The sequence below is a fragment of the Paramagnetospirillum marisnigri genome (assembly GCF_001650715.1).
In the GTDB taxonomy this organism is placed as follows: Bacteria; Pseudomonadota; Alphaproteobacteria; order Rhodospirillales; family Magnetospirillaceae; genus Phaeospirillum; species Phaeospirillum marisnigri.
The window spans coordinates 15,752-40,740 of record NZ_LWQT01000038.1 but is presented as its reverse complement, the minus strand read 5'-3'; the positions used below and the strand labels follow the sequence as shown (position 1 = coordinate 40,740).

General features: G+C 65.0%; 23 protein-coding genes and 1 tRNA gene. 12 read left to right on the top strand and 12 right to left on the bottom strand.

Features of this window, described 5'->3' with window-relative positions:
* Positions 1 to 26: 26 nt before the first annotated feature.
* From A6A04_RS03255 to A6A04_RS03240, 4 genes are all read left to right on the top strand, one after another.
* The gene (locus tag A6A04_RS03255; RefSeq protein WP_068489865.1) at positions 27 to 569 is read left to right on the top strand and encodes a hypothetical protein; all 543 of its coding nucleotides are present in this window, start codon (positions 27 to 29) and stop codon (positions 567 to 569) included.
* A 49-nt stretch (positions 570 to 618) separates the two neighbouring features.
* The gene (locus A6A04_RS03250; RefSeq protein ID WP_245651064.1) at positions 619 to 954 is read left to right on the top strand and encodes a DUF1653 domain-containing protein; all 336 of its coding nucleotides are present in this window, start codon (positions 619 to 621) and stop codon (positions 952 to 954) included.
* A 24-nt stretch (positions 955 to 978) separates the two neighbouring features.
* Positions 979 to 2,646 carry a DNA cytosine methyltransferase gene (locus tag A6A04_RS03245; protein ID WP_068489863.1) on the top strand — a complete coding sequence of 556 codons (1,668 nt, stop codon included), beginning with the start codon at positions 979 to 981 and terminating at the stop codon, positions 2,644 to 2,646.
* A gap of 531 nt (positions 2,647 to 3,177) precedes the next feature.
* The gene (locus A6A04_RS03240; RefSeq protein ID WP_068489861.1) at positions 3,178 to 4,149 is read left to right on the top strand and encodes a tyrosine-type recombinase/integrase; all 972 of its coding nucleotides are present in this window, start codon (positions 3,178 to 3,180) and stop codon (positions 4,147 to 4,149) included.
* Here A6A04_RS03240 and A6A04_RS03235 read toward each other — a convergent pair.
* The 7 genes from A6A04_RS03235 to flgF all read right to left on the bottom strand — a co-directional run bounded on the left by A6A04_RS03235 (position 4,137) and on the right by flgF (position 10,431).
* Positions 4,137 to 4,212 (bottom strand) — tRNA-Val (locus A6A04_RS03235). The genes A6A04_RS03240 and A6A04_RS03235 overlap by 13 nt on opposite strands.
* A 44-nt stretch (positions 4,213 to 4,256) precedes the next feature.
* Positions 4,257 to 5,549, bottom strand: coding sequence for a replication-associated recombination protein A (locus A6A04_RS03230; RefSeq protein WP_068489859.1), 1,293 nt, complete (start codon positions 5,547 to 5,549; stop codon positions 4,257 to 4,259).
* Positions 5,546 to 6,940 (bottom strand): DegQ family serine endoprotease, encoded by a 1,395-nt coding sequence (locus A6A04_RS03225; protein WP_068490073.1) that lies wholly within the window; start codon positions 6,938 to 6,940, stop codon positions 5,546 to 5,548. Before A6A04_RS03225 ends, A6A04_RS03230 begins: the two co-directional genes overlap by 4 nt.
* Positions 6,941 to 7,089: 149 nt before the next feature.
* The gene (flgH, locus tag A6A04_RS03220) at positions 7,090 to 7,872 is read right to left on the bottom strand and encodes a flagellar basal body L-ring protein FlgH (RefSeq protein ID WP_068490071.1); all 783 of its coding nucleotides are present in this window, start codon (positions 7,870 to 7,872) and stop codon (positions 7,090 to 7,092) included.
* A 22-nt stretch (positions 7,873 to 7,894) separates the two neighbouring features.
* Complete coding sequence (gene flgA / locus A6A04_RS03215; protein ID WP_068489857.1) at positions 7,895 to 8,866, bottom strand: flagellar basal body P-ring formation chaperone FlgA; 972 nt, start codon at positions 8,864 to 8,866, stop codon at positions 7,895 to 7,897.
* 10 nt (positions 8,867 to 8,876) lie between these two features.
* Positions 8,877 to 9,662 (bottom strand): flagellar basal-body rod protein FlgG, encoded by a 786-nt coding sequence (gene flgG, locus A6A04_RS03210; protein ID WP_068489854.1) that lies wholly within the window; start codon positions 9,660 to 9,662, stop codon positions 8,877 to 8,879.
* Positions 9,663 to 9,690: 28 nt separating this feature from the next.
* Complete coding sequence (flgF, locus tag A6A04_RS03205; protein WP_068489852.1) at positions 9,691 to 10,431, bottom strand: flagellar basal-body rod protein FlgF; 741 nt, start codon at positions 10,429 to 10,431, stop codon at positions 9,691 to 9,693.
* Between the two features lie 310 nt (positions 10,432 to 10,741).
* Between flgF and A6A04_RS03200 the strand changes: the two genes are divergently transcribed.
* From A6A04_RS03200 to A6A04_RS03165, 8 genes are all read left to right on the top strand, one after another.
* Positions 10,742 to 11,293 carry a flagellar basal body-associated FliL family protein gene (locus tag A6A04_RS03200; RefSeq protein WP_068489850.1) on the top strand — a complete coding sequence of 184 codons (552 nt, stop codon included), beginning with the start codon at positions 10,742 to 10,744 and terminating at the stop codon, positions 11,291 to 11,293.
* 21 nt (positions 11,294 to 11,314) lie between these two features.
* Positions 11,315 to 12,499, top strand: a complete 1,185-nt coding sequence (gene fliM, locus A6A04_RS03195; RefSeq protein WP_068489849.1) for a flagellar motor switch protein FliM — start codon at positions 11,315 to 11,317, stop codon at positions 12,497 to 12,499.
* A 4-nt stretch (positions 12,500 to 12,503) separates the two neighbouring features.
* The gene (locus tag A6A04_RS03190; RefSeq protein ID WP_068489847.1) at positions 12,504 to 13,028 is read left to right on the top strand and encodes a DUF6468 domain-containing protein; all 525 of its coding nucleotides are present in this window, start codon (positions 12,504 to 12,506) and stop codon (positions 13,026 to 13,028) included.
* Positions 13,029 to 13,037: 9 nt separating this feature from the next.
* A complete protein-coding gene (locus A6A04_RS03185) occupies positions 13,038 to 13,856 on the top strand; it encodes a MotE family protein (RefSeq protein ID WP_082914655.1) in 819 nt (272 codons plus the stop codon).
* Between the two features lie 118 nt (positions 13,857 to 13,974).
* Positions 13,975 to 14,361: a response regulator gene (locus tag A6A04_RS03180; protein ID WP_068489845.1), complete on the top strand. Its 387-nt coding sequence runs from the start codon at positions 13,975 to 13,977 to the stop codon at positions 14,359 to 14,361.
* A gap of 19 nt (positions 14,362 to 14,380) precedes the next feature.
* Positions 14,381 to 15,025 carry a protein phosphatase CheZ gene (locus tag A6A04_RS03175; protein ID WP_068489844.1) on the top strand — a complete coding sequence of 215 codons (645 nt, stop codon included), beginning with the start codon at positions 14,381 to 14,383 and terminating at the stop codon, positions 15,023 to 15,025.
* A gap of 52 nt (positions 15,026 to 15,077) precedes the next feature.
* Entirely contained in the window at positions 15,078 to 18,425 is a 3,348-nt protein-coding gene (locus A6A04_RS03170; RefSeq protein WP_068489842.1) for a tetratricopeptide repeat protein, read from the top strand.
* Positions 18,426 to 18,489: 64 nt separating this feature from the next.
* Positions 18,490 to 19,113, top strand: coding sequence for a hypothetical protein (locus A6A04_RS03165; protein WP_068489840.1), 624 nt, complete (start codon positions 18,490 to 18,492; stop codon positions 19,111 to 19,113).
* On the opposite strand, the gene A6A04_RS03160 is transcribed toward A6A04_RS03165, so the two are convergent.
* From A6A04_RS03160 to A6A04_RS03140, 5 genes are all read right to left on the bottom strand, one after another.
* Positions 19,106 to 19,813: an ATP12 family chaperone protein gene (locus A6A04_RS03160; RefSeq protein WP_068489838.1), complete on the bottom strand. Its 708-nt coding sequence runs from the start codon at positions 19,811 to 19,813 to the stop codon at positions 19,106 to 19,108. The genes A6A04_RS03165 and A6A04_RS03160 overlap by 8 nt on opposite strands.
* A 30-nt stretch (positions 19,814 to 19,843) precedes the next feature.
* On the bottom strand, positions 19,844 to 21,862 hold the full coding sequence (locus A6A04_RS03155) for an AsmA family protein (RefSeq protein ID WP_068489836.1): 2,019 nt from the start codon (positions 21,860 to 21,862) through the stop codon (positions 19,844 to 19,846).
* The gene (locus A6A04_RS03150) at positions 21,859 to 22,536 is read right to left on the bottom strand and encodes an HAD family hydrolase (RefSeq protein ID WP_068489834.1); all 678 of its coding nucleotides are present in this window, start codon (positions 22,534 to 22,536) and stop codon (positions 21,859 to 21,861) included. Before A6A04_RS03150 ends, A6A04_RS03155 begins: the two co-directional genes overlap by 4 nt.
* 77 nt (positions 22,537 to 22,613) lie before the next feature.
* Complete coding sequence (locus A6A04_RS03145; RefSeq protein ID WP_068489833.1) at positions 22,614 to 23,609, bottom strand: RluA family pseudouridine synthase; 996 nt, start codon at positions 23,607 to 23,609, stop codon at positions 22,614 to 22,616.
* Between the two features lie 45 nt (positions 23,610 to 23,654).
* On the bottom strand, positions 23,655 to 24,836 hold the full coding sequence (locus tag A6A04_RS03140) for a hypothetical protein (RefSeq protein WP_156612443.1): 1,182 nt from the start codon (positions 24,834 to 24,836) through the stop codon (positions 23,655 to 23,657).
* Between the last annotated feature and the right edge of the window lie 153 nt (positions 24,837 to 24,989).

Sequence of the window (24,989 nt, the reverse complement as noted above, 5' to 3'; positions counted from 1 at the left end):
TCTGACGGGGCGTCTGTGAGGGAAATATGGGCGTCATCTCTTCCGCCGAACTGCACCGAGTAAGGTCCGGGCACGAATGGGCTCTGATTGCCCTGGATGACCACACCGGCCTCGTGGCGATCCAAAGCAGCTATGGGGCGTTCAATCATATTTGGCCGCCGCAGCATCGAAGCCAGCCCTTAGGTGAATTCATCGCCACCCTGGATTTTGATTACTTCATGACCAAAACCCGTGGCACGGCGGCTAGGGAGTTCGACTTCGACGGCACCGTCGCCAACATCCGGGGCTGGATCAAGAGAGCACGCAGGGAGCGCGGCATCAGCAAGGATGTCGCACGAGATGCCATAAGCGCCCTAGATGCCATCGACCACACGACAAGTTCGGACTACTTCGCCACGCAGATTTGTGATGACGCGGACCTCATGCAGGCGCTGGGAAGCGAATGGTACGAGGCATTCCGAACGCGCTACACGCCAGAATGCGAATGGTTCTGGAAGACCATCTGGGCCGATTTCCGCTGGCAACTCCTGTGCCGCGACGGGCTTGAAAGCCCGTTCATCGGCCTGTGAATGACCTCGGCCAGTCAGCGCCGAAACGTAACCATGAGAGGAGCCGTCTATGAGCGAATGGCCTGAAGTGATCCACCTGGAGCGCGCCGACGGCGAGGTGCTGTGGATGGAAGGGCTCCACGACAGCGAGGAGGCCGAAACAGCGATCTATCGTCGTGATGACGGCTGGCAGCCCACCCACCGTCACTACAAAGGCAACCTGTACCGGCTCATCAGCAAGGCAACCCACTCCGAAACGGGCGAGGTCATGGCCGTCTACGACAACGCCGAGGGCCGGGTATGGGTGCGGCCTTTGGCGATGTTCGAGCAGCGGCTGGGTGACGGGTCGGCGCGGTTCGATCCGCTGCCTATCGCCCCGACTGACGGCACCGATCCGGCTCAGTGACACCTCGATTTGAGAGACCATGCCATGACCTTCATGTTTCCCGATGCCACCCCTTCTAAATCTCGCCAGGGCGAGATCATCGTGGTCGGATTCGCAGGCGGCGGAGGATCGTGCGAGGGCATCCGCGAAGCCCTGGGCTATTCTCCCCAGGAGGCGCTGAACCACGACCCCGAGGCCGTGGCGATGCACATGGTCAACCACCCCGACACCAACCACTGGTGCCAGAACATATGGCAGGCCAATCCCCATGACGTCGCCGCAGGCCGCCCCATAGGCGCGGCTTGGTTTTCGCCCGACTGCAAGCATTTCAGCAAGGCCAAGGGCGGAAAGCCGCGCGAGAAGAACATCCGCGACCTTGCCTGGGTGGTGGTGGGATACGCCAAGCTGCCCCGTCACATCCGGCCACGGGTGATCTTCCTCGAGAACGTCGAGGAATTCAGAACATGGGGGCCGCTGCTGGATGACGGGACGCCATGCCTGGACCGCCGCGGCGAGACCTTCGCCAAGTGGGTGGGGGAGGTGAAGCGACTGGGCTATCGCGTCGAGTGGCGCGAGCTGCGCGCCTGTGACTTCGGGGCGCCGACCATCCGCAAGCGGCTGTTCCTGATCGCCCGATGCGACGGCGAGCGCATCATCTGGCCGGAACCGACCCATGGGCCTGGGCGGCCGTTACCCTATCGCACCGCCGCCGAGATCATCGACTGGTCGCTGCCGTGCCCGTCCATCTTTGACCGGGCGCGGCCACTGGCTGATGCTACTTGCCGGAGGGTGGCCACCGGCACCATGCGCTACGTCGTCAACGCGGCCAAGCCGTTCATCGTGCGTATCGGCCATACCGGACACGGTGATTCCGGCAAGGTTCGGGACATGAATGATCCGCTGTCCACCGTCTGCACCAAGGCCGAGCATCTCCTGGTGTCCCCGGTGCTGACCGGATGCGGTGGCCGTGCCGCCCAGTCTCCGCCGCGCCCGGCCGACAAGCCCATGGGAACTATCACCGCCAAGGCCGATCAGATCCTGGTGGCCGCCAGTCTCGTCCAAACCGGCTACGGAGAGCGGGACGGCCAAGCGCCACGGGCTCTGGATATCGAGAAGCCGCTGGGGACGGTCGTGGCCGGTGGTGGCAAGCATGCCCTCGTCGCGGCCTTCCTCGCCAAACACTATGGCGGCGTGGTCGGACATGGCGTTGAGAAGCCCATCGGCACGGTCACCACCGCCGACCATCATTCCGTCGTCGCGGCCCACTTGACCCACTTTTACAGCTCAGCAACCGATGGAGGGAATGGCAATTTGTCCGACCCGATCAAGACCGTGACCGCCACCGGCCAGCATGCCGGTCTGGTCTCGGCCTTCCTGACCAAATATTACGGTGCCGCCGAACACGGCCAGGAGTGTGGCGAGCCTCTGCACACTGTCACGGCGCTGCCGCGCTTCGGTCTGGTCACCGTCATGGTGGAGGGGGAACCCTTCATCCTGTCCGACATCGGCATGCGCATGCTGACCCCGCGCGAGCTGTTCAGCGCCCAGGGCTTCCCGGAAAGTTACATCATCGACTTGGAGCACAACGGCAAGCCGCTCTCCAAGCGCGCCCAGGTCCGCATGGCCGGAAACAGCGTCTGCCCACCCATGGCCGCCGCCCTGGTCGGCGCCAACGTGCCGGAGATGGCTGTGCAGCGGGAGGCGGCCGAATGACCATCACCATGTGCTTCCGGGATGCGTGCCCTCTCGCCCCCACTTGTCGGCGGACAAAGTTTGTAACGACACCAACCATCCATAGCCGCTGGAGCGTCTTCGGCCCCGCGATAGCGGGGAAATGCGACGATTATGTTGAGGCGAAGTCAGCATTTCCATCCGAGGACAAACTGGACGATGGAGATGGGGAATAACAATGGATGATCTGACAGACTTCCCCCGCAGGAAGGCAATGACTGTCTCGGATTTTGCCGAGACCTACGGGTTTTCAACCAGCTCCGTTTACGACATGATCGCCAGCAAGGAGCTTGGATGCGTGCGGCGGCCGGGATGCTCGATTCGCATCCTCCCCCGCCATGCCGAGGAATGGGAGGCCCGCTACGAATGCCCCGCAAACCAAATTCCGACGCCAATCCCCACCTTGTCAGGGTCTCAGGGCGGCGCGCATGGTATATCCGCTGGACCGAGCCAGGGAGCCGCCGAAGCCAAATTCTCAGCACGGGCACAGAAGACGAGGCGGAAGCTCGGCTTGTGCTTGCCGATTTCAAGATAGCGCGGAACGCCCCCCCACCATCCCCCACCGTTGCGTGGTACCTGACCGAGCGCGCCAAGGACTTCATGGTGGACGGCCCGAATGGCCGCCGGGTGGAACCGCGCATCACCTCGTTTCACAAACCGCTCATAGCCTTCTTCGGAGACTATCGCCCTGATCAGATCTCGGACGGCCTGCTGCGCCAGTATGTCGAGACCCGTCCCCACAGCAGCGCCCGCCGGGAGATGGAGGAGCTTCGCGCCGCCATCCCGGAAAAGCTGCGCATCTGTGACTTTCCCCTTCCCGCCCCTCGCCCGCCGCGCGAATGGTTCCTGACCCGCGATCAGGCCAAGCGACTGATGGAGAGGGCGCACGCCTATCACATCCGCCTGTTTCTGCTCATTGCCATGACAACAGGACAGCGGACAGGGTCCATCCTGGGACTGACCTGGGATCGGGTGCTGTGGGAATCCGGCGTGCTGGATTTCCGCGACCCGACCCGAGGCGAGAACAAAAAGCGCCGTGGCGTCTGCCCGGTCGATAGCAGGGTGATCGACGCATTGCGCGAGGCCCACGGAATCGCGGTGACGCCGTTCGTGGTCGAGCATGGATCAAGCGGAATCGCATCCATCTCCACCGGGTTCAGACGGGCCGCGAAGGCAGCGGATATCCCCGAAGCCTCCCCCCACATCCTGAAGCATAGCGTCATCAGCTGGCTGGCCATGGACGGATGGACGGTCGACGCCATCGCCGATTTCACCAGCACCGACGAAAAGACGGTCAAGCGAATCTATCGCAAGGTCAATCCTGGCTATCTCCGAGAGCTTGCAACCAGCCTGGGCGACGGGCTCATGGGTGACGGAAAATCGGTGGGGTTCAGCGCCCCAAAGCGGGATAAAAGCAAACAGCGTGCGCTTTTATCAAAAACCGCAAAATCAGCTAACGCATTGAAAATGCTTGGTGGGCGGTGACGGGATCGAACCGCCGACCCTCTCGGTGTAAACGAGATGCTCTGCCAGCTGAGCTAACCGCCCTTGGAGCCGGTTCTTAAGGCTAATCGCGCCTTTGGGCAAGGGGGCTATTCACTCCCCTTCCTCGCCCGCAGCTTGTCCCAGTAGTCGAGCCGCTTCCTGACCTCGCGCTCGAAGCCGCGTTCCACCGGATCATAGAAGCGACGCCGGGGCATCTCGTCGGGAAAGTAGTTCTGGCCCGAGAAGCCATCGGGAGCGTCGTGGTCGTACTGGTAGCCCTTGCCATAGCCGATTTCCTTCATCAGCTTGGTGGGTGCGTTAAGGATATGCTTGGGCGGCATCAGCGAGCCGGTCTCGCGGGCCGATTTCATGGCCGCCTTGAACGCCGTGTAGGCGGCGTTGGACTTGGGCGCGGTGCCGAGATAGATCACCAGCTGCGCCAGGGCCAGTTCGCCCTCGGGGCTCCCCAGGCGCTCATAGACATCCCAGGCCGACAGGGCCTGCACCACCGCGTTGGGATCGGCCAGGCCGATATCCTCCACCGCGAAGCGGGTCAGGCGCCGGGCGATGAACAGCGGATCCTCGCCGCCGGTCAGCATGCGGGCCATCCAGTACAGGGCCGCGTCGGTATCGGAGCCGCGCAAGCTCTTGTGCAGCGCGCTGATCAGGTTGTAATGGCCCTCGCGGTCCTTGTCGTAGGAGGGCGCGCGGCGCTGCACCGCCTCGGCCAGTTCCGCCGGTCCCAGCACCGGGCTGGGCGGCAGCAGGGCCAGATCCTCGGCCAGATTGAGCAGATAACGGCCGTCGCCATCGGCCATGGCCTTGACCGCCGCCCGCGCCGCCTCGTCCAGGGGCAGCGGACGGCCCAGCGCCGCCTCGGCCTTGGTCAGCAAAGCCTCCAGCGCCGCCTCGTCCAGGCGGTGCAGCACCAGAACCTGGGTCCGCGACAGCAGCGCCGAATTCAGTTCGAAGGAGGGATTCTCGGTGGTGGCGCCCACCAGCACCACGGTGCCGTTCTCCACGAAAGGCAGGAAGCCGTCCTGCTGTGCCCGGTTGAAGCGGTGGATCTCATCCACGAACAGCAGGGTACCCCGGCCGGCCTCCTTGCGCTTGGTGGCGGCGTCGAACACCTTGCGCAGATCGGCAACACCCGAGAACACGGCGGAGAGCGGTTCGAAATGCAGGTCGGTGCGCTCGGCCAGCAGCCGGGCGATGGTGGTCTTGCCGCAGCCCGGCGGCCCCCACAGGATGATGGAGGCCAGCTTGCCCGCCGCCAGCATGCGCCCCAGCGGCGCGGTAGGAGCCAGCAGATGGCCCTGGCCCACCACCTCGTCCAGGCCGTGGGGCCGCAGCCGCTCGGCCAGCGGCCGATCCTCCTCCTTCTCGAAGAGGGTGGTCACCCCTCGATCACCTGGGTCATGGTCTCGCCATTGCGGTTGATGGTGATGGCCCAGCGCGGCCGCTCGCCCGACACCGCCGCCTTGACGTCGGCGACGCTGGCCACCGGCTTTTCATTGATGCGCAGGATCAGGTCGCCCGGCTGAACCCCCAGGCGGTGGGCCACCGAGCCGCGCCGCACCCCCAGGACCATGACGCCGGACAGGCCGGAATTGATGCCGATCTCCTCGGCCAGGGCGGGATTGATGTTGACCACCGTGGCACCGCCGAAGGGATTGCGGCCGCTCAGCTCGGTCTGGTCGCGCGGCGGAGTTTCCGGCGGCGCGATCAGGCGGACGGAAATCTGCTTCTCGGCGCCGCTGCGCAACACGGTCAGCTGGGTGTCGCCGCCCACCTGAAGGGTGGCGAGACGGAAGCGCAGCCCCTCGGGATCGTCCACCTCGCGGCCCTGCACCGCGACGATGACGTCGCCGATCTGCAGCCCCGCCTTGGCGGCGGGGGAATCGCGATAGACGTTGTTGACCAGAACCCCCAGCGGCCGGGGCAGCTTCAGCGCCTGGGCTAGGTCCGAAGTCACCGCCTGACCGCCCGCCCCCAGCCAGGGCCGCACCACCTTGCCGCCCTTGGAGATGCCGGCCACCACATTCTTGACCAGGGCGGTGGGAATGGCGAAGCCGATACCGTTGGAACCGCCGTCCTTGGAATAGATGGCGGTATTGATGCCGATCAGGCGGCCGTCGATATCCACCAGGGCGCCGCCGGAATTGCCGGGATTGATGGCGGCATCGGTCTGGATGAAGGAGCGGAAGTCGGATACCCCCACATTGGTCCGCGCCAGGGCCGAGACGATGCCCTGGGTCACGGTCTGGCCGACGCCGAAGGGATTGCCGATGGCCAGCACCAGGTCGCCCACCTCGATCTTGTCGGAATCGCCCAGGATCAGGGTGGGAAAGGTCTCGCCCTTGGACTCGATCTTGACCACGGCCAGATCGGTGCGTTCGTCGGAACCGACGATGCGGGCCTCGAATTCGCGGCGGTCGGACAGCACCACCGTGACCTCGTCGGCATCCTTGATGACGTGGTGGTTGGTCACCACCGTGCCGTCGGCCCCCACCAGCACGCCCGAGCCCAGGGAATTCTGCACCCGCTCCCTGGTCATGCCCATGCCGGGCACGTCGCCGAAGAAGCGGCGGAAGAAGGGATCGGCGAACATGGGGGAGGCGGCGGCCCGGACCACCCGCTTGGTGTAGATGTTGACCACGGCGGGCGCCACCTGCCGGGCGACCGGGGCGAAGGTCAGCCGCATCTGCTCGCGCGAGGCGGGGACGGTCTGGGCATCGGCGCCCGTCGCGGCGACTAGCAGGGCGGCGAGGAAAACGGCGGCAGGCTTCATGGCGATCTCGACCGGAAATGGCGGGAAGGCCTTTATATAGCATTGCCCGCGCGGCCCCGCCATGCGGGGGCGGGATTTTGCCGGGCAAGAAATGCCGAGCGACCGGGGACGCGCTTGGCGCCCCCGGCCACTGGTTCGGCTCGATCCGATCAGAAGGGGAAGATGATGTCGAAGATCTGCTGGCCGTAACGCGGCTGGGTGACGTCGCTGACCATGCCACGGCCGCCGTAGAACACGCGGGCCTCGGCGATCTTGGACGAGGACACGCTGTTGGACGAGCTGATGTCTTCCGGCCGAATGATGCCCTGTATGGACAGTTCGCGCATTTCGTAATGGACCCGGAATTCCTGGCGGCCGGAAATCACCAGATTGCCGTTGGGCAGAACCTGGGTGATGACGGCGGCCATGGTCAGGGTGATGGCCTCGGTCCGCGCCGTCTTGCCGGTGTTGGAGACACTCGACGTCGAGCTGATATCGGCCAGGCTGGCCAGGCTCAGGGAGTCGGGCAGGATCTTGTTCAGGCTGTTCTCGAAGCCCAGCATGGTGACCGGGCTGCCGGTGGTGCTGCTGCCCGCCACTTCCTTGCCCGCCCGGGTATTGGTCAGGGTACTGGTCAGGGTGGCGCTGTCGTTGATAGAGACCGAGACGGTCAGGATATCGCCCACATCCTTGGCGCGCTGGTCCTTGAAGAAGGCGCGCGCGCCCGGCCGCCACAGGGAATTGGCGCTGGTGGGCGGGGCCACCGGCTGGGGCATGGGCATGCTGACCGGCTGGTAGCCCGCCTTCTGGGTCGGGTTGGAGATGGCGGAAATCTGCGGCCCGGAGCCCACTTCGGACATGCGGGTCAGCATGTTGCAGGCGGCCAGCTCGGACACGGCGGCGACGATGGCGATGGCCTTGAGCGTCTTGGGGAAAGTGTCGCGACGGAACATGATCAGTACTCCCATCTGCTCGTCAGTTGGCCAGGGCGCGCATGCCGCCGGGGATCACGGAGACCTGTCCGGGTCCCTCGACCTTGGCGTCGACGGTCTGCTTGCTTTGGATATTGGTGACGCGGATCACGTCGCCGGTGCTGCCGTCCTCGACGGCGCGGCCCTGGGCGGTCAGCGTCATGAACTTGGACCGCACCATCATGGTCACGGGGCTGTTTTTGGCCACCACCACCGGCTTCTGGACCTCGACGGTGCGGATGGGGGCGCCGGCGCGCAACTGGTAGCGGGGCTCCTGGCCGATCAACTGGCGGGTGGCGGTGACCACGTCACGGCGGATCACCTCGTCACGCACATCGATCCACTGGATGTCGCCCTCGGTGATGGTGTCGCCACGGCCCATGGCGCGGGCCAGGACCGGGATGCGGGTCGAGGCGAAGACATTGCCCAGGACCTTGACGCGGGTGGCGTTGGGCGACCCGGCGGGAACCTCGACCACCGCCTGGAACCGGTTCATGCGCTGGTCATAGACCACGTCGCGCACGCCGACGGTGGCGGTGACATTGGAAGGAACCGAGAAATGCAGGGCGGTGCGGTTGGTGATTTCCACGGTGGCGTTGATGGGGGCGCCTTCCAGCCGCAGCGCTTCCTTCAGCTCGGTCTCGATGGCGCGGACATCCACATTCTGACCGGCCCGCTCCACCACCGAACGCTCGAAGGCGTTGGCGGGGCGCCAGTCGATGCCGTAGGACTGGGCCACGGCGGCCAGCCAGCGGTTTTCCAGCACCACCCGCTTGCCCGCCTGCGGCGCATTGGCCAGGGGGGTGGCGGCCTTTTCGTCGCCCAGATTGTCCCACAGGTCGCCCAGGCGGATGACATCGCCCTCGATCATGGCCGAGGGCTTCAACTGGGGCGGCAACGAGGCGGCCCAGGCGGCGGAGCCGAGGCTCAACGCGGTGGCAAGGGCAAGGCCGGTCAGGGCGAGGCGGCGGATCATGGCGGTCTCCTTACTTCATCTGATTGATGGTGGAGAGCATCTCGTCGGAGGCCTGGATGACCTTCGAATTCATTTCATAGGCGCGCTGGGCGCCGATCAGATTGGTGACCTCGGCGACCACGTTGACGTTGGAGGTCTCGAGGAAGCCCTGCAGCAGCGAGCCGAAGCCGGGCTTGCCCGGGGGCTGGGTCTGGGGCTGGCCCGAGGCCGGGGTTTCCATGAACAGGTTGTTGCCGCGCGCTTCCAGACCGGCGTCGTTGGCGAAGGTGGCCAGGGTCAGCTGGCCCTTGACCTGGCTTTGCACCTGGCCGTCCTGCTTGACGATCACCTGGCCGGTGGCGTCGACGGTGACGCCCACCGCATCGGGGGGAATGGTGATCTGCGGCTGCACCAGATAGCCTTCATGGGTAACGATATTGCCTTCCGGGGACAGCTGGAACGAACCGTCGCGGGTATAGGCGGTTTCGCCCGAGGGCAGCAGGATGCGGAAATAGCCCTTGCCCTGGATGGCGAGGTCGAGGGTGTTGTCGGTGCTCTGCACGCTGCCCTGCTCGGTGATGCGATAGACCGCCGTGGTCTTGACGCCCAGGCCCAACTGCACGCCGGTCGGCACGATGGTGCCGGTATCCGACGACTGTGAGCCGACGCGGCGCAGGTTCTGGTAGAGCAGATCGGCGAATTCGGGCCGACGCCGGGTGAAGGCGGTGGTGTTCATGTTGGCGATGTTGTTCGAAATGACTTCGACATTGGTCTGCTGGGCCAGCATGCCGGTGGCGGCGATGTTCAACGAGCGCATGGCGGTTTTCCTTCCCCTCGAATTCAGATCAAGACGGCTTGGCGTTCGACAGCGTCTGCATGGCCTTCATCTGACGGTCATGCTCCGCGTCGATCATCTTCTGGACGCCTTGGTATTCACGCAAAATCTGGGTCATGCGGGTCATCTCGACGACCGGCTGGACATTGGACTCCTCCATCATCCCCTGGATGACGGCGGGCCGGGCGACCACTTCCGGCTCGTCGGAGGTCTCGAACAGCGAGTCACCGGCCGAACGCAGGTTCTGGTCGTTGGCGAACTTGACCACCTTCAGCTTGGCGACCCGGCCGTTCTCGGTGGACACGGTGCCGTCCTCGGAAACCTCGATGCGGGTCTCGTTTGGGGCGAAGATGATGGGCTGGTCGCGGTCGTCCATGACGGCGAAACCCTGGGAATTCACCAGCATGCCACTCTGGTCGAGGCGGAAATGACCGTTGCGGCCATAGCGCATCCCGGCCTCGGTCTCGATCTGGAAGTAGCCGTCGCCGTGGATGGCGAAGTCCAGCGGATTGTCGGTCTTGGTCAGCGGGCCTTCGCGGGTATCGCGCAGCACGCCCACATCCTGGACGAAGGAGAGCTTGCCGCCGACGGCGCGCTCGGAGGAACGGGTCGGGACCAGGAATTCACGGAACAGCATCTGCTCGCCCTTGAACCCCATGGTGTTGGTGTTGGCCATGTTGTTGGCGATCACGTCCAGCTGGCGCTGCAGCGCGGCCTGGCGGGAGAGGGCGATGTATGAGGTGTTCTGCATGGGTCCAACTCGCTGGCAAATCGGTTCGCCACCACTCTTGCAGCAAGCGTGCCAACTTCGAGAAACGGCGGATTTCCTCGATTCATCCCCGTCCCTGTCCCGGCCGCCCCCCGTTATGCCGGGCACTTATTGCCGGGCCACCCCCCGGTTGGTATGGTTGTGCCGATCCCGGCTGGACAGGTGGCCATTTTGCGGAAAAACCCTGTTCTTTCGCGCAATCGCAACCTTCTGTTAACCGCCAAGATATAGTTTCTATGGTGCGCACGACCGGCTTTGCCGGACCGGCGACCCGATCATTCGGAAGAGGGCCATGGCCGAAGACCTGGAAGAAGATTTCGAAGAAGGCGAAGGCTCGGAAGACTCATCCGAGTCGCCTAAAAAAGGCTTGCCGATCAAGAAGATCCTGATCATCGTCCTGCCCATCCTATTGCTGGGCGGCGCTGGTGCCGGGCTCTATTTCTCGGGCATCCTGGACGGGCTGCTGGGCAAGAAGAAGGCCGAGGAGGCGCACGCCACCGATGCCCCGGCGCCCCCACCCCCGCCCAAGGCGGTGCAGGCGGCGGCGTTCATGGACCTGCCGGAAATGCTGGTCAACCTGCAAAGCACCGGCCGCAAGCAGGCCTTCCTCAAGCTCAGGGTCGCCCTTGAGCTGGAGGCCATCACCGACCAGCCCCGGGTCGAGCAGATGCTTCCGCGCATCGTCGACAATTTCCAGGTCTATCTGCGCGAGCTGCGCATCGAGGATCTGCAAGGTGCGTCGGGCATGCATCTGCTGCGCGAGGAATTGCTGACCCGTGTCAATGCCGCGGTCAAGCCGGTCAAGGTCAGCGACGTGTTGTTCAAGGAAATGCTGGTCCAATAACGGACAAGCAGGATTGCTGGAATGGCGATGGAAGACGAAGGCGGCCAACCCAGAGGCGCCGAAGACGAAGAAGCCCTCATGAAGGAATGGGCTGCCATGGCCGGTGACGGCGATGGTGGCGGGGGCGGAGGCGGCGGAGGCGGCGAGGAAGACGGTGGTGCCATGGCCGCCGAATGGGAAGCCATGCTCGGCGCCGGAGATTCCGGCGGTGAGACCCAGGCCGCCGTTGCCCGTGATTCCACCAGAGTCCTGAACCAGGACGAAATCGACTCGCTGCTGGGCTTCGACGATGATGCCGGCGGTGCGGGTGACAAGTCCGGCATCCAGGCCATCCTCAATTCCGCGCTGGTGTCCTACGAACGCCTTCCCATGCTGGAAGTGGTGTTCGACCGGCTGGTGCGCATGATGTCCACCTCCATGCGCAATTTCACCTCCGACAACGTGGAAGTGTCGCTGGACAACATCCTCTCCTTGCGTTTCGGCGACTACCTGAACTCCATTCCGCTGCCCGCCATGCTGGCGGTGTTCAAGGCCGAGGAATGGGACAATTTCGGCCTGCTGACCGTCGATTCCTCGCTGATCTACTCCATCGTGGACGTGCTGCTGGGCGGCCGTCGCGGCACGGCGGCCATGCGCATCGAGGGCCGTCCCTACACCACCATCGAACGCAATCTGGTCGAGCGCATGGTCCATGTGGTGCTGTCCGACCTGTCGGCCGCCTTCGACCCGCTGTCGCCCGTCACCTTCCGCTTCGACCGGCTGGAGACCAATCCCCGCTTCGCCACCATCTCGCGCCCGTCCAACGCCGCCATCGTCGCCAAGCTGCGCATCGACATGGAAGACCGCGGCGGCCGCCTTGAACTGCTGCTGCCCTACGCCACCCTGGAACCCGTCCGCGAGCTGCTGCTCCAGATGTTCATGGGTGAAAAGTTCGGCCGCGACTCCATCTGGGAAACCCACTTGGCGGAAGAGCTGTGGATGACCGAGGTGGAGCTGGAAGCGGTGCTGGACGAGCAGGTGATGAATCTGCGCGAAGTCCTGGCCTGGAAGCCCGGCTCCAAGCTGACGCTGAACGCCACCGCCGATTCGCCCATCGACATGCGCTGCGGCGATATCGCCCTGTTCCGGGGCCGCATGGGCCGCAAGGGCCAACACATCGCCATCCAGGTCGACGACACCAGCCGACGCGACAAGACGAAGGGATAGAACCGTGGATTGGAAGGTCGCCCTCGACATCCTGGTTTCCATACTGCTGGTCGCGACCATCGGTTACGCGGTCATGCTCAATTCGCGCCTGTCGTCCTTGCGCAAGAACCGTGACGACCTGGCCAAGACCATCATCAATTTCAACGAGGCCACGGTGCGGGCCGAGTCCTCCATCCCCAAGCTGCGCAAGGCCGCCGAGGAGGCGGGTCAGGCGCTGCAGGAACGGGTGGAGAAGGCCCAAAGCTTGCGCGACGACCTCGCCTTCATGATCGAACGTGCCGACACCATGGCCAACCGGCTGGAAAACTCGGTGCGCTCGGCCAGAACCGAGCCCAGGGCGGGCGCCCCATCCTCCCCGACCTCTTCGGCAGCGGCATCGGCACCGCCGCCGCCCCTGCCGCGCGGTTCCGGCGGGCGCGCCGCCCAGCAGGCCGCCCTGGCCGCCGCCGCCGCGTCAGCCGAAGCCGAAAGCGACGAACGCTCGGAAGCCGAGCGCGAGTTGCTGCGTGCCCTGCAGTCCATGAGATAGGGGCGAGAAATGGCCAGCAAATCCGCCAAGTCCGGCAAATCCGCCAAGGCATCCGCTCCCAGGCCCGCGCCCCAGTCCCAGGCCGCCGCCGCCCTGGCCGCCGCCCAGAAGAAGGCGTCGGGCGGCAAGCCTCCCATCGTGCGCGTGCTCCCGGTGCTGATCTTCGTCGGCGTGCTGATGCTGTCCATCCGCGTCACCGATATCTTCAAGGGCATGGTTGGACCAGGATCGGTGTCGGTGGCCGAGTTGCAGGCCCAGCAGCCGTCCAAGCCCAACACGCCGCCACCCGCCGCCAGCCCGGCCCAGCCCGCCGCCGCCAAGTCCGACCAGCCCGCTCCCGCCGCCACGCCCGCCAATGCCCCGGCCGCCACCAGCGCCGCCCCCGGCGACGGCGGCGGCATGACGCAAACCGAACTGGACGTGCTGCAGAAGCTGCAGGAGCGCCGCGGCACCCTGGACATGCGGGAAAAGGATATCGAGCGGCGAGAGGCTCTGCTGAAGGCGGCCGAGGACCAGATCGACCGCAAGGTCGCCGAGATGAAGACCCTGCAGCACACCATCGAGGGCTTGCTGCGCCAGTATAATGATCAGGAAGACAATAAGATGCGCTCCCTGGTCAAAATCTACGAAAACATGAAGCCGAAAGAGGCCGCCAAAATCTTCGAGCAGCTGGACATGAGCATCCTGCTTGAAGTATTGGAACGGATGAAGGAACAGAAGGTGGCTCCCATCTTGGCTGAAATGGACCCGTCCAAGGCCAAGGGCGTTACTTCCGAGTTGGCGCAAAGACGCCAAATCCCCATGCCAAAAATGGCACCGGGGGGCTAAATGCCGGGGATTGCAGAAAAAATGACTTGCGCAAGTGCCTTCCCCTATCTTAACTAGGAAAATCGTGGGTTGCCGGCATCTACGTCATTGGTGCCAGGTGTCTCGAAGGAGCGGATGAATGGCTGTCGATAAGAATATGAACGTCCTCATCGTGGATGATTACAAGACGATGTTGCGAATCATCCGGAACCTGCTCAAGCAGCTTGGTTTCAACAATGTCGATGAAGCCACCGATGGCGCCATGGCGCTGCAGATGCTCCGCGTGGGGACTTATGGCTTGGTGATTTCCGACTGGAACATGGAACCCATGACCGGCCTGCAGTTGCTCCGTGAAGTCCGCGCCGATCCCAAGCTGAAGCCGGTCCCCTTCATCATGGTCACCGCGGAATCCAAGTCCGAGAACGTGATCGCCGCCAAGGAAGCCGGTGTCTCCAACTACATCGTCAAGCCGTTCAACGCGGAGACGCTGAAGACCAAGATGACCAGCGTGCTGGGCGACTTCTAGCATCGAAGGAGTCCGGACCATGCCCGCGAAAGGCGTTGACCGCGATCTGGAACTGCGATTAGACGCCATTCGCCAGGAGCATGGCGAGACCATTGCCGTCGATAAGATCGGCGAGGTGGTCCGAGCCATGCTCGAAACCATGGCCGGCGATATCAGCGCGGGCGATCTCCGCCTCTACCAGGAGCTGGAGTCGCTCGCGACTTATATCCATGCGGCCAAGGAAGAAATCGCGGCGTTGCGTCCTGGCGAAATCAGGGACGAGTTCATCGCCTCGGCGACCGACGAGTTGGACGCCATCGTCGGCGCCACCGAAGCCGCCACCAACGAGATCATGGACGCCGCCGAGAGCCTTGGCAGCCTGACCCCCCTGATCGACCAGCAGGTGGCCGACCGTCTGGACGAAATCACCACCCGGATTTTCGAGGCCTGCACCTTCCAGGACATCACCGGCCAGCGCATCACCAAGGTGGTCAGGGCGCTGAAGGAAATCGAGACCCGGGTGGAAAGCCTGGTTCGGATGTTCGGCGGCGACATCGATGGCGGCAAGGCCAAGTCGGGCGGGGAACAGCCCTTGACCGACGAGGATCTCCTCAACGGCCCGCAGCTCCCCGGCAACGGCACCAATCAGGCCGATATCGACGCGCTGCTGGCCAGTTTCGACTAACCGGACAGGCCATTCCATGGAGGCGGCAAGCCAAGCCAGCGACGGAAGGCGAGTGGCGGCACCGGCCGTCGCGCGCATCCTGCTGGCCTTATTTCTGCTGCTGGGAAGCCTGGGCGTCGCCTGGGCGCAATCAACGCCGCGGGCCGCCGAGCATGACGGTTTCGGCCGCATGGTGTTCGACTGGGATGGCCCGGTCAAATTCTCCGCCGATCTGGTCAATAACCAACTGGTCGTCCGCTTCGACAAGCCCATCGCCGGCGACCCCAAGGTGGTGCTGAAACCGCTGGCCCGCTATCTCAAGGGCGTGACGCTGAGTCCCGACCGCAAGATGGCCACCTTCCCCCTGGCGGTGCCCGTCCAGATCAAGAGCTTCCAGACCAGCAGCTCGGTGGTGGTGGACTTGGTGGAAACCAAGACTCCCACCAGTTCCACCGCGCCATCCCCCGCCCCCGCCACCGAAACGCCCAAGGACCCGGCCTCGACCGCCGCGGGAGCCAAACCCGCCGCCGCGCCTCCCACTCCCGCCGGTCCCGCCACCGACCTGATGGTGCGGGGCGGCGAGCATACCGGCTTCAACCGGCTGGTGTTCGACTGGCCCAAGCCGGTGACCTATTCGGTGGACGAGGCGGGCGGTCAGGTGTCCATCACCTTCGACCGCCCGGCCAATGTCAACGTTACCTCACTCAAGGCCGCCCTGCCCCCCGATGTCGGCTTCCTGGAATCCAAGGCGGTGGGCAAGGGCACCTCCGTCGTTCTCAGTCTGCCGCCGGGCATGCGGGTCCGCCACTTCACCTCCGGCCCCCGGGTCGCCATGGATCTGGTGCGCCCGGCCGGCGCGCCGCCGCCGCCCCGCACCAACGGCGCCGCCGCGCCGCCGCTGGCCCCCGCCCCCGGCACCGAGGAACAGCCGCCTTCGCTGAAGCCCCTGGCCCAGGCGCCGCCGCCCGCCGCCGCCAATGGCAAGGCCAATGGCAAGACCAATGGCGAGGCCAAGCCTGCAGAATCCCTGGAAGCGGTGGAAGCAGCCCCTCCGCCCAAGGACGGCAAGTCCGTCAGCCTGGGTTTCGCTTTCGACAAGCCCAGCGGAGCCGCCGTGTTCCGCCGCGCGGGCTGGCTATGGGCGGTCTTCGACCTCAAGGTCGAGGTGGATACCAAACTGTTGAAGCGCACCGGCGGCGACGTGGTGCTGCATGTGGAGCAGATCCAGGGCTTCAAGGGCACCGCCGTGCGCATGATCACCCGGCCGGGCTTCAACCCGTCGGTACGCAAGGAAGGGCAGTTGTGGGTCCTGGACATTCTGGAACAGCCCCTGGCTCCCAAGGTCGGCATCGAGATCAAGCCGCAGCTCGATTTCCAGGATCGCGGCCGCGTGCTGCTGGCCATGGCCGATGGGTCTGCCCCCCTGGTGCTGAAGGACCCCGAGGTGGGCGATTCCATCCATGTGGTGGCGACCCCGGCCATCGGCGTCGGCGTGCGCGGCACCCGGGAATATCCGGCACTGGAAATCCTGCCCACCGCCCAGGGCATCGCCGCCGTGCTGCGCACCGACAACGCCCGCCTGGACGTAAACAAGGCCAATGTGGAAGCCACCATGCCCGGCGGCCTTTTTCTGTCGGGAGCTGCCCCCGCCGCCGGGGAGGAGGGCGGCGCGGTGGGCGATGGCAAGATTGCCGCCGATACCATGGCGACCGCGCCGCTGGACATTTCTAAGTGGCTGCGGGGCGGCAACGACAAATTCGTCGAAGAGCATCGCAAGCTGCAAAGCCGCCTGACCTTCATCCGCCCCGACGACAAGAACGCCCAGCGCCTGGAAATCGCGCGCCACTATTTGGCCAACGGGTTCGGCGCCGAGGCCCTAGGCGTGTTGAAGATCATGGCCCAGGTCGATCCCCAGGTGGTGGACACCCCCGCCTATCGGGCGGTGCGGGGCGCCGCCAACTTCCTGATGTATCGCGATGCCGACGCCATCGCCGACTTGTCCATGCCCGCCCTGAAGGACGATCCCCGGGTGCAGCTGTTCCTGGCGGCCGCCTCGGCCCGGTCGCTGCCCGATCCCAACAAGCATGCCCTGGTGCTGCGTCTCGCCCCCGAGGACATCAAGGGCTGGCCGCGCTCCTTGCGCATGGGCATCGGCGAGGTCGCGGCCAAGACCGTGGCGGCGGCAGGCGATTCCAAGGGGGCCGCCAAGATCGTCGATGCCATGATGGGCCAGGGATTGTCGCGCCGCGATGTGGGCAAGCTGTCTTATCTGGCCGGTCTGGCCGCCATGGCGGGCAAGCAGTGGGAACAGGCGATCAATCGCTTCCGTGACGCAGAAGCCAGCGAAAGCCGCCCCGACCGGGCCTATGCCGGTCGCGACCGCGTCGAGTTGATGCTGCGACTGAACAAGATGACCCCGGCCGAGGCGATCTCCGAATTCGAGAAGCTCCGCTTTGCCTGGCGGGGCGAGGATTTCGAGTATCGGCTGATGAAGCGCCTGGGCCAGTTGCAGATCGCCGCCGGGCGCTATGGCGAGGGGCTGCGGAGCATGCACAGCCTGTCCACCAATTACCCCGACAATCCCGATATTCCCAACGTCACCGATGAGATGCACGAGGCTTTCAACAAGCTGTTCCTGGGCGGCGGCGCCGACAAGCTGCAGCCGGTTGTCGCCATCGGCCTATACGACGAGTTCCAGGAACTGACGCCGTCGGGCACCAAGGGCGACGAGATGATCCGCAAACTCGCCGACCGGCTGGCCTCGGTGGATCTGCTCGACCGCGCGGGCGAGTTGCTGCGCCATCAGGTGGAATTCCGCCTGTCCGGACTGGACAAGGCCCGGGTGGGGGCGCGGCTGGCCTTCCTCAACATCTCCGACCGCAAACCGGGACTGGCCCTGGAAGCGCTGGAAGCCAGCGAGGTTCCCGACATTCCCGTCGATCTCGCCGCCCAGCGCCGCTACCTGCGGGTCCAGGCCCTGGACGATCTGGGCCGCTCGGCCGAGGCTTTGGCCCTGATCATCAACGACCAGAGCGATCAGGCCCGCAAGCTGCGGGGCGACATCTACTGGCGGCTGAAGCGGTGGTCCGATGCCGCCGCCACCCTGGAAAGCACCCTGGAAAAGCCCATCGGCAACCGGCCTCTGGACCCGGTTATGGGGCGGCGCATGCTGGACACCGCCATCGCCATGACCCTGGCCCGCGACGAGCGCGGCCTGACCCGGCTGCGGCGCAGCTATGGCCCGCTGATGGCCAATAGCGAATGGAAGGAAGCCTTCGACCTGCTGACCAGCGAGGCCGAGCGCGGCATCATCGACTATCGCCGGGTGGGCGAGAAGATCAAGCAGGTGCAGGACTTCCAGACCTTCATGAGCGAGTGGCAGAAGCGGGTGAAGACCCAGGGCCTGTCCTCCATCAACTGACCCCTGCCCAACCGCCATCAGCGCCGCTATAGTGCCTTGCATCCAATCAACGGGAGGGGCTCTCATGGCGGCGTGGTGGAAACTGGCGATGGCGGCGGCGGTCACGATGGGCCTGGGCGGCTGCCTGGGCGGCCTTCCTCCCACCGACAGCATCCAGTTGGCCCCCGTGCCCGGCGTTGCCCTGCCCCACAAGGCCCGGGTCATGGTCTTCGCCAGCGAAAGCGACCTGTCCCGCAACCTGACCATTGCCCTCACCCGCTTCCAGAACGAGGAAACCAAGGTCCGCGAGGGCCTGGCCCTGGCCAAGGCCACCCGCGCCATGCTGGCCAAGGGATTCGAGACGGTGGAGATCAACGATCCCGCCATACGGCCCCATATCGTGGTCAAGCTGGTGGGCAAGGCCAGTTGGTCGCGTCTCGACGCCAGGCTGAAGCTGGGCTGCGGTATCGACGCCTGGACCGCCGACGGCATTCCGCTCGGCAACTTCACCAATCGGGTGGATGTGGGCGAGACCGACTATCGCACCGAGCTGGAGCCCGGCTTCGCCCAATGCCTGAAGAAACCCATGGAGGACCTGTTGACCTCCTCCACCCTGGCCCGGGTGGCGGGCGCCGGTTTCCGCGACCCGCCCGGTGCCGCCGTGGTGGGCTGGATGCGCACCCTGGGGCCGATCACTCCGGTCAAATAGGGCGCAGCAATTCCAGGAATCGCGCCGCCGCCTTCATGTCCGCGGCCAGGGCGGCGCGGCGGTCGGCCGCCTCGTAATCCTCGCCCCATTGTTCGATCTGGTAGGTTTCGTCCAACTGCGACAGATCAAAGGCCTGGCTGGCGTCAATGCGCCCCTCGGTCAGCGCCAGCCCCAGGATCAGCGACCCCATGGCGGCGGTCGCGGATTGCAGCGCCGTCAGGCGCCAGACATCCATGGCGGCGATGAACCGTTCCAGGGCGGCCAGGGCCTGCGCGGACTGCGCCACCGCCACCACCGTGGTGGTGGTGGATAGCGGCGCGTCCAGGGCCAGCGCGGCCCAGTCCAGCAGCGGCTGCCAGGCCTTGGCCTGGCGCTCGGCCAGATCGGCGGGATGATCGACGCGATAGCACAGCAGGTCGGTCCCGGCGTATTTCAGCAGTTCGGACTGGATGTGGCCACGCTCCGGCCCCACCCGGTCCAGGGCGGTGCTGGCCAATTGGGTCAGCGGCATGGAGGACGGCAGCACCATCTCCTCCTGGGCCATCCATTCAGCGGCCACGGCCTCGGCCAGGGCCGCGGTGGGCAGCGCCAAAAGCCGCCCGCCCGGCGTCTTCACCGCCTTGCCGTCCAGATGGATGGCGAAGCCGTCCTCGGCTGCCACGGATTCGGCTCGCTGGTAGAAGCGCTTGATGGTCTTCACGGAAGGACTCTCTTTCTTGGCAGGGAAGGGTCAGCGGCGCGGCTTGGCCTCGCTGCGGCAGCCGGGGCCATCGCCGGACAGGCGGACCGCGCCACCTTCGGCCGCCACCTTGGGCGCTCCCAAAAAGCCGCGCAGTCGGGTCCAGGCACCGCCCTTGGCCACGAATCCCATATCCAGGGATTCCGACCGCAGATCCAGCCCCCCGCCCCCCACCATGGCGATACGATTGGATTCCAGGCGCAAGCCGCGATCCAGGCTGATCTGCCCCGCCTTGGCGATGGCTTTCAGAGCGACACAGCGCAAACGGGTCCGATCCGCCGCCGGAGCCGTGGGGTCGAGCGCCGCCAGAATATCGGGCAGCGGCCCCCGCGCCGGGGCAATGCTGACATCCGTGGCGGTCAGGCTCAGCCCCCCGTCCAGGCTGGAGGCCAAGGCACGGCGGCTGGCTCCCGAGGCCTTGAGATCAAGACTGATCTCCCCCCGACCGTTCTCCAGCCCCCCCTCCCCGCCCAGGCGGGAAAGATCAAGGCCGGTCCCGCTCAGACGCAGCGCCATGAACGGCAGGCGCCCGGACAGATCGATCCGGCCGTCCCCTTTCAGAGTGCCCTCCCCCAGCTTGGCAGCGAGGGAGTCCACCACCAGCTTGCTCGCCGACAGGCTGACCTCGCCCGCGGCATCGCCCAACACCGCCGAGCCCAGATGCAGCCGGGTCGCGGTCAGGGACAGGGTCATATCCACGGATTTCAACCAATCCAGCGGCAATGCCTCGACGGACAGGATGCGGTCATCCTGAACCGGAATGGCGGGGCGCTGTGGCGCCGATGGCAAGGTCTCGCCATTGTGCCCCTGGGGAAAACTGAGATCGCCAGGGAAGAACGCATTGGCGGCCAGCCGACCGACCAGACGCGGGCGCACCCCCTTCACCAGGGCCAACTCTCCGGCGAAGTCGCTCCTGCCCAGACTGCTCTTGATGCCGGTCAGACGCCAGCCATCGTCGATGTCATTGAGGCGGGCCGCCAACTTCAGCGGGCCGCCATTGGGAATATCCACCGCCATCAACCGACTGAGCCCGGCAAGACTGTCGGCCTCGGCCGATACCGCCAGATCGAGACCGACCAGGGCCAGGGGATGACGCACCGCGCCCTTCAACGTCACCAGCAGATTGTCGCGCTTGCCCAACACCGCCTCGATCTCGGCCAGACCGGCATCGGTCAGGCGGGCCGAAACCTTGTAGGGTCCGATGGGCCCCAAGGGGTGCTCGTTGCCGACCACTCCCAGGCGCTTGGCCAGATCGGCCAGTTCGTCGCCCTGGGCACGAAGTTCGAGATCAATGCCCTTGCCCGCCCAGGGGTCGGCCACCTGCCCCCGCGCCACCACCACCACGCCGCTGACCGTGCCTTTGAGCTGAAGCGGATAGGGCTTGCCGGACATCAGTCCGGCGGCGGCGCCAATGACCCCCGTTACCTGGAAATCAGCGCCATCATGGCGGCCATCCAGTTGCAGGCTGAGCGCCCCCCCCGCCCCGCCTTCCGCCTGGATGCGACCATGGCCGAGCCTGAGGCTGGACTCCGACACGCTTTGGGGATCACGCCACAGCACAACCCCGTCTTCCACCACCAGGTCGGTGATGGCAAAGGCGGTGGCGGGCGCCTTGTCGGCGCCATCGGAGAGGTCCAGCGCGGCCTGGGGCCGGGGCAGCGGTCCCAGCTTCATCACCGGACGCAACAAGGCAAGGCGTTCTACCTGGATGCGGCGCAGCAAGAGCGGCAGCAGCGCCACCCGGGCTTCGACCCGGTCCACATAGAGCAGGGCCGGACCATTGGGCTTGGTCGCCAGGGTCAGGCCCGTGAAGCTGACCTGGGGCGCCAGTCCCAACTTGATTTTGGTCGGCCCCGAGAAGCTGAGTTCCAGGCCCGTGGCCGCCCGAACCCGATCGGCGAGATAGGCCTGGTAGCGCGTACTGTCCAGGGATTTGGACGCGGCGATCAACGCCACCACCACCACCAATCCGGCGACGGTGAGGATCTTCAGCAGGGTTGAAATTTTCATCCTGGCCCTCCGGTGAGGGCATCGAGGACTTCGGTGATATTGTCGAAGCTGTCCAGCACGACCTGCGCCCCGGCCTTGTTCAATTCGTCGAGGGAATGGTACCCCCACGAAACCCCCACGGCCCCAGTGCGGGCGGCAGCGGCCATGGCCATGTCATAGGCCGTATCGCCGATCATGACAATGTCGCCGGCATCGACGCCGCAATCGGCCGCTGCCCGGATCAGCATGGCGGGATTGGGCTTGCTGGGATTGTCGTCGGCGGTCTGGATGGTGATGAAGCGACCATGCAGTTCATGACCATCCAACAGCGACTCCACGCCGCGCCTGGATTTGCCGGTGGCCAGCCCGAGCAGCCAGCCTTCGGCCTCCAGCGCGTCCAGGGCCTCTCGCACACCGGGAAACAGTGGCTCCATGGAATCCGGCAACAGGCGCATTGCCCGAAAGGCCTGCTTATAGGCATCGGCCATGGCGCGGTGGGTGGCGGGCGAAGCCCAGGGCAGCAGGACGCTGCATGCCTCCACCAGCGACAATCCAATAATGCGCCGGACCTGATCGGGGCGCGGAATGCCCAGATTCAGGCTGCTCCACGCCTCGGTCATGGCGGAGACGATATTGTGCTGACTGTCCACAAGGGTGCCGTCCACGTCAAAGACGGCAAGGCGCATCCGCTTCATGGGGCTCCGATTGGCTGTCTTTGGTCAGGATACAGCATAGGCGCCTATCAACCAACCGGGTCGATACCCGGCGGATGTCACTCTTCCTCGAAGGCCTCGAACGGACGCCCGGCATCACCCTCGGAAAAGCCGAAGAAATCGAAGCTGGCCTTGATATGCCCCGGCAATGGCGCAATCACTTCCAACAGCTTTCCGGTACGGGGATGGGGCAGCCGCACGGCGCGGGCATGCAAGTGCAGCTTGCGCGAAACACCGGTCCCTTCGATCAGGGCCGTCTTGCCACCATATTTGCCATCGCCCAGGATCGGGGTGCCCAGCAGGACGCAATGGGCGCGCAACTGGTGGGTCCGGCCTGTGCGCGGCTCCATCTCCAGCCACGAGGCCCGTTTCAGGGCGTTATCCACCACCCGGAAATAGGTGACGGCATGCTTGCCGTCCTCCTCGTCCACCGCGACCTTCTCGGCCCCCTTGCCACCCAGCTTGGACAGTGGCGCATCGATGCGGCCTTGGCGGTGCGACGGCAGCCCCACCACCAGCGACCAATAGCATTTGCGCGCCGCCCGGCTCTTGAAGGCGGCGGCCAGCTTGGCGGTGGCCGCGGCAGTCCGGCCCAGCAGCAGCACGCCCGATGTGTCCTTGTCGAGGCGATGCACCAGCTTCGGCCGTTCCGCCGAACCGAAGCGCAACACGTCCAGCATGGCGTCCAAGTGGTGGTCGTCCATGCCTGTTCCGCCCTGGACCGCGAGGCCCGGCGGCTTGTTCAGGGCGATGACGTCGTCGTCCTTGTACAGGACGGCATCATGCAGCATGCGGGCGGTCTTCTCATCCACCACCACCGGTTTGGGCGCGGCATCGGGAGGCGGCGATGTGGGCAGCGGCGGCACCCGGATGATTTGGCCAGACTCCAGCCGCTGATTGGATTTGGCGCGCTTGCCGTCCACCCGGACATTACCTGCTCGCAGCCATTTTTCCAGCAGGCCATGGCCGATGGCGGGAAAGTGCCGCCGGAACCATCGGTCCAGGCGGAGTTCGGCCTCCTCGGCCAATACGGTAAGATTCTGAACGTCGCTCATGCCCGGCAAGCTACAGACCCGCGGCCCGCCGGTACACCCCTTTCTTCACGCGAACAGCGACAGCACCGAACCAACCCCCAAGGCGTCGAGCTTACGCTCCACCGGGGTGTTGTACTTGATCAGGCTTTGGGCATTGATTTCCTTGACCACCACCGCGCCGGTGGGATCAATATCCAGGAAATAGGGCTTCTTGTCCTTGATCAGTTCGGCGACCTGCTTCAGCAGCTCGGTACTGTCGCCGATATCGGTGTATGGCGGCGTCTTCAGGAATTCCGGCGTGATATTCTCTGCCGTGCTTTCCTTGGCGACGATCTTCCCCTGTTCCATCCTGTAGGTCGCGACCGAGCCATCGCCATTATAGGTATCAGGCACCATGCTGACCTGGTTCATATCCATTTCGAGATAATAGGGAGTCTTGGCGGCGGCGTAATTGGCGGCGGCCAGTTCCCATTCCTCGGACTGGGTTCCTGCCTGGATGGTGGCTGTAATGCTGCCGATGGCATCCATCAGGCGACCGCGCTGGCTGTCGGGCAGGTCCAGCAGCCCCGGGTCGAACATCTGATCGGTAACCTGCAGCTTGCCCTCGGCATCAAGGGAAATCTTGAAGGGCTGGCCGTTGCTCAGATACAGCACGCCCTGCTGTTCCCAGTTGTTGGGCGTCGTGGTCTGGGGTGAAATCACATAATTGGCAACCAGGGACAGGTCAGTGCCAGCACCGGCCAGATTGTCCAACCATTCCTGATTGGTTTCGTTGGCCTTGATCTTCTGGGCCATTTCGTCGACGGCAACCATGGTCTCGAGCAGGGCGCGGACCTGGCCGGAATTGTATTTGCTGAGATCGGCCTCGGTCTGCAGTTGCGCCTGCATCTGCCCCTGCTCGTCGATGAAGACGACGGTGGGCTGGCCCTTGTTCATGGCATAGCCGACGATCTTTTCCCAATCCGAGGTGGGCTCGAGCTTGCCTTCCTGGATATAGCCGATCCGTTCAGCGGCGTTGTAGTACATGGAGTTCCGCGCACTATCCACCTTCTGCTTATTCAGAATGGTCTCAATGCTGGTCTGGCCGTTGCCGCCCCCCAATGCGTTGAAAAGTGCCGTGGCGGAACTGCGTTGCCTCGTCCCGGAAATACTGTCGAACAAGCTGCTCGATGACGAGGAGGACGAGCTGCGCATCAGGCTGGAGGCGCCCATGGCGGCCGAGACGCTGGGATTAATGATGTTGACCATGACGCGAACCTCTTTCTAATGGTTCCCTGACGCAACCGATTCTGTTGCTTCGTCCTTGCGAGGCGCCGAACACACGACGCACATTCTTACACGATGATAGCACCATGCCCCATGCGCTGCATAGACCACGGATGGTGCAGCATAGTCCACCAT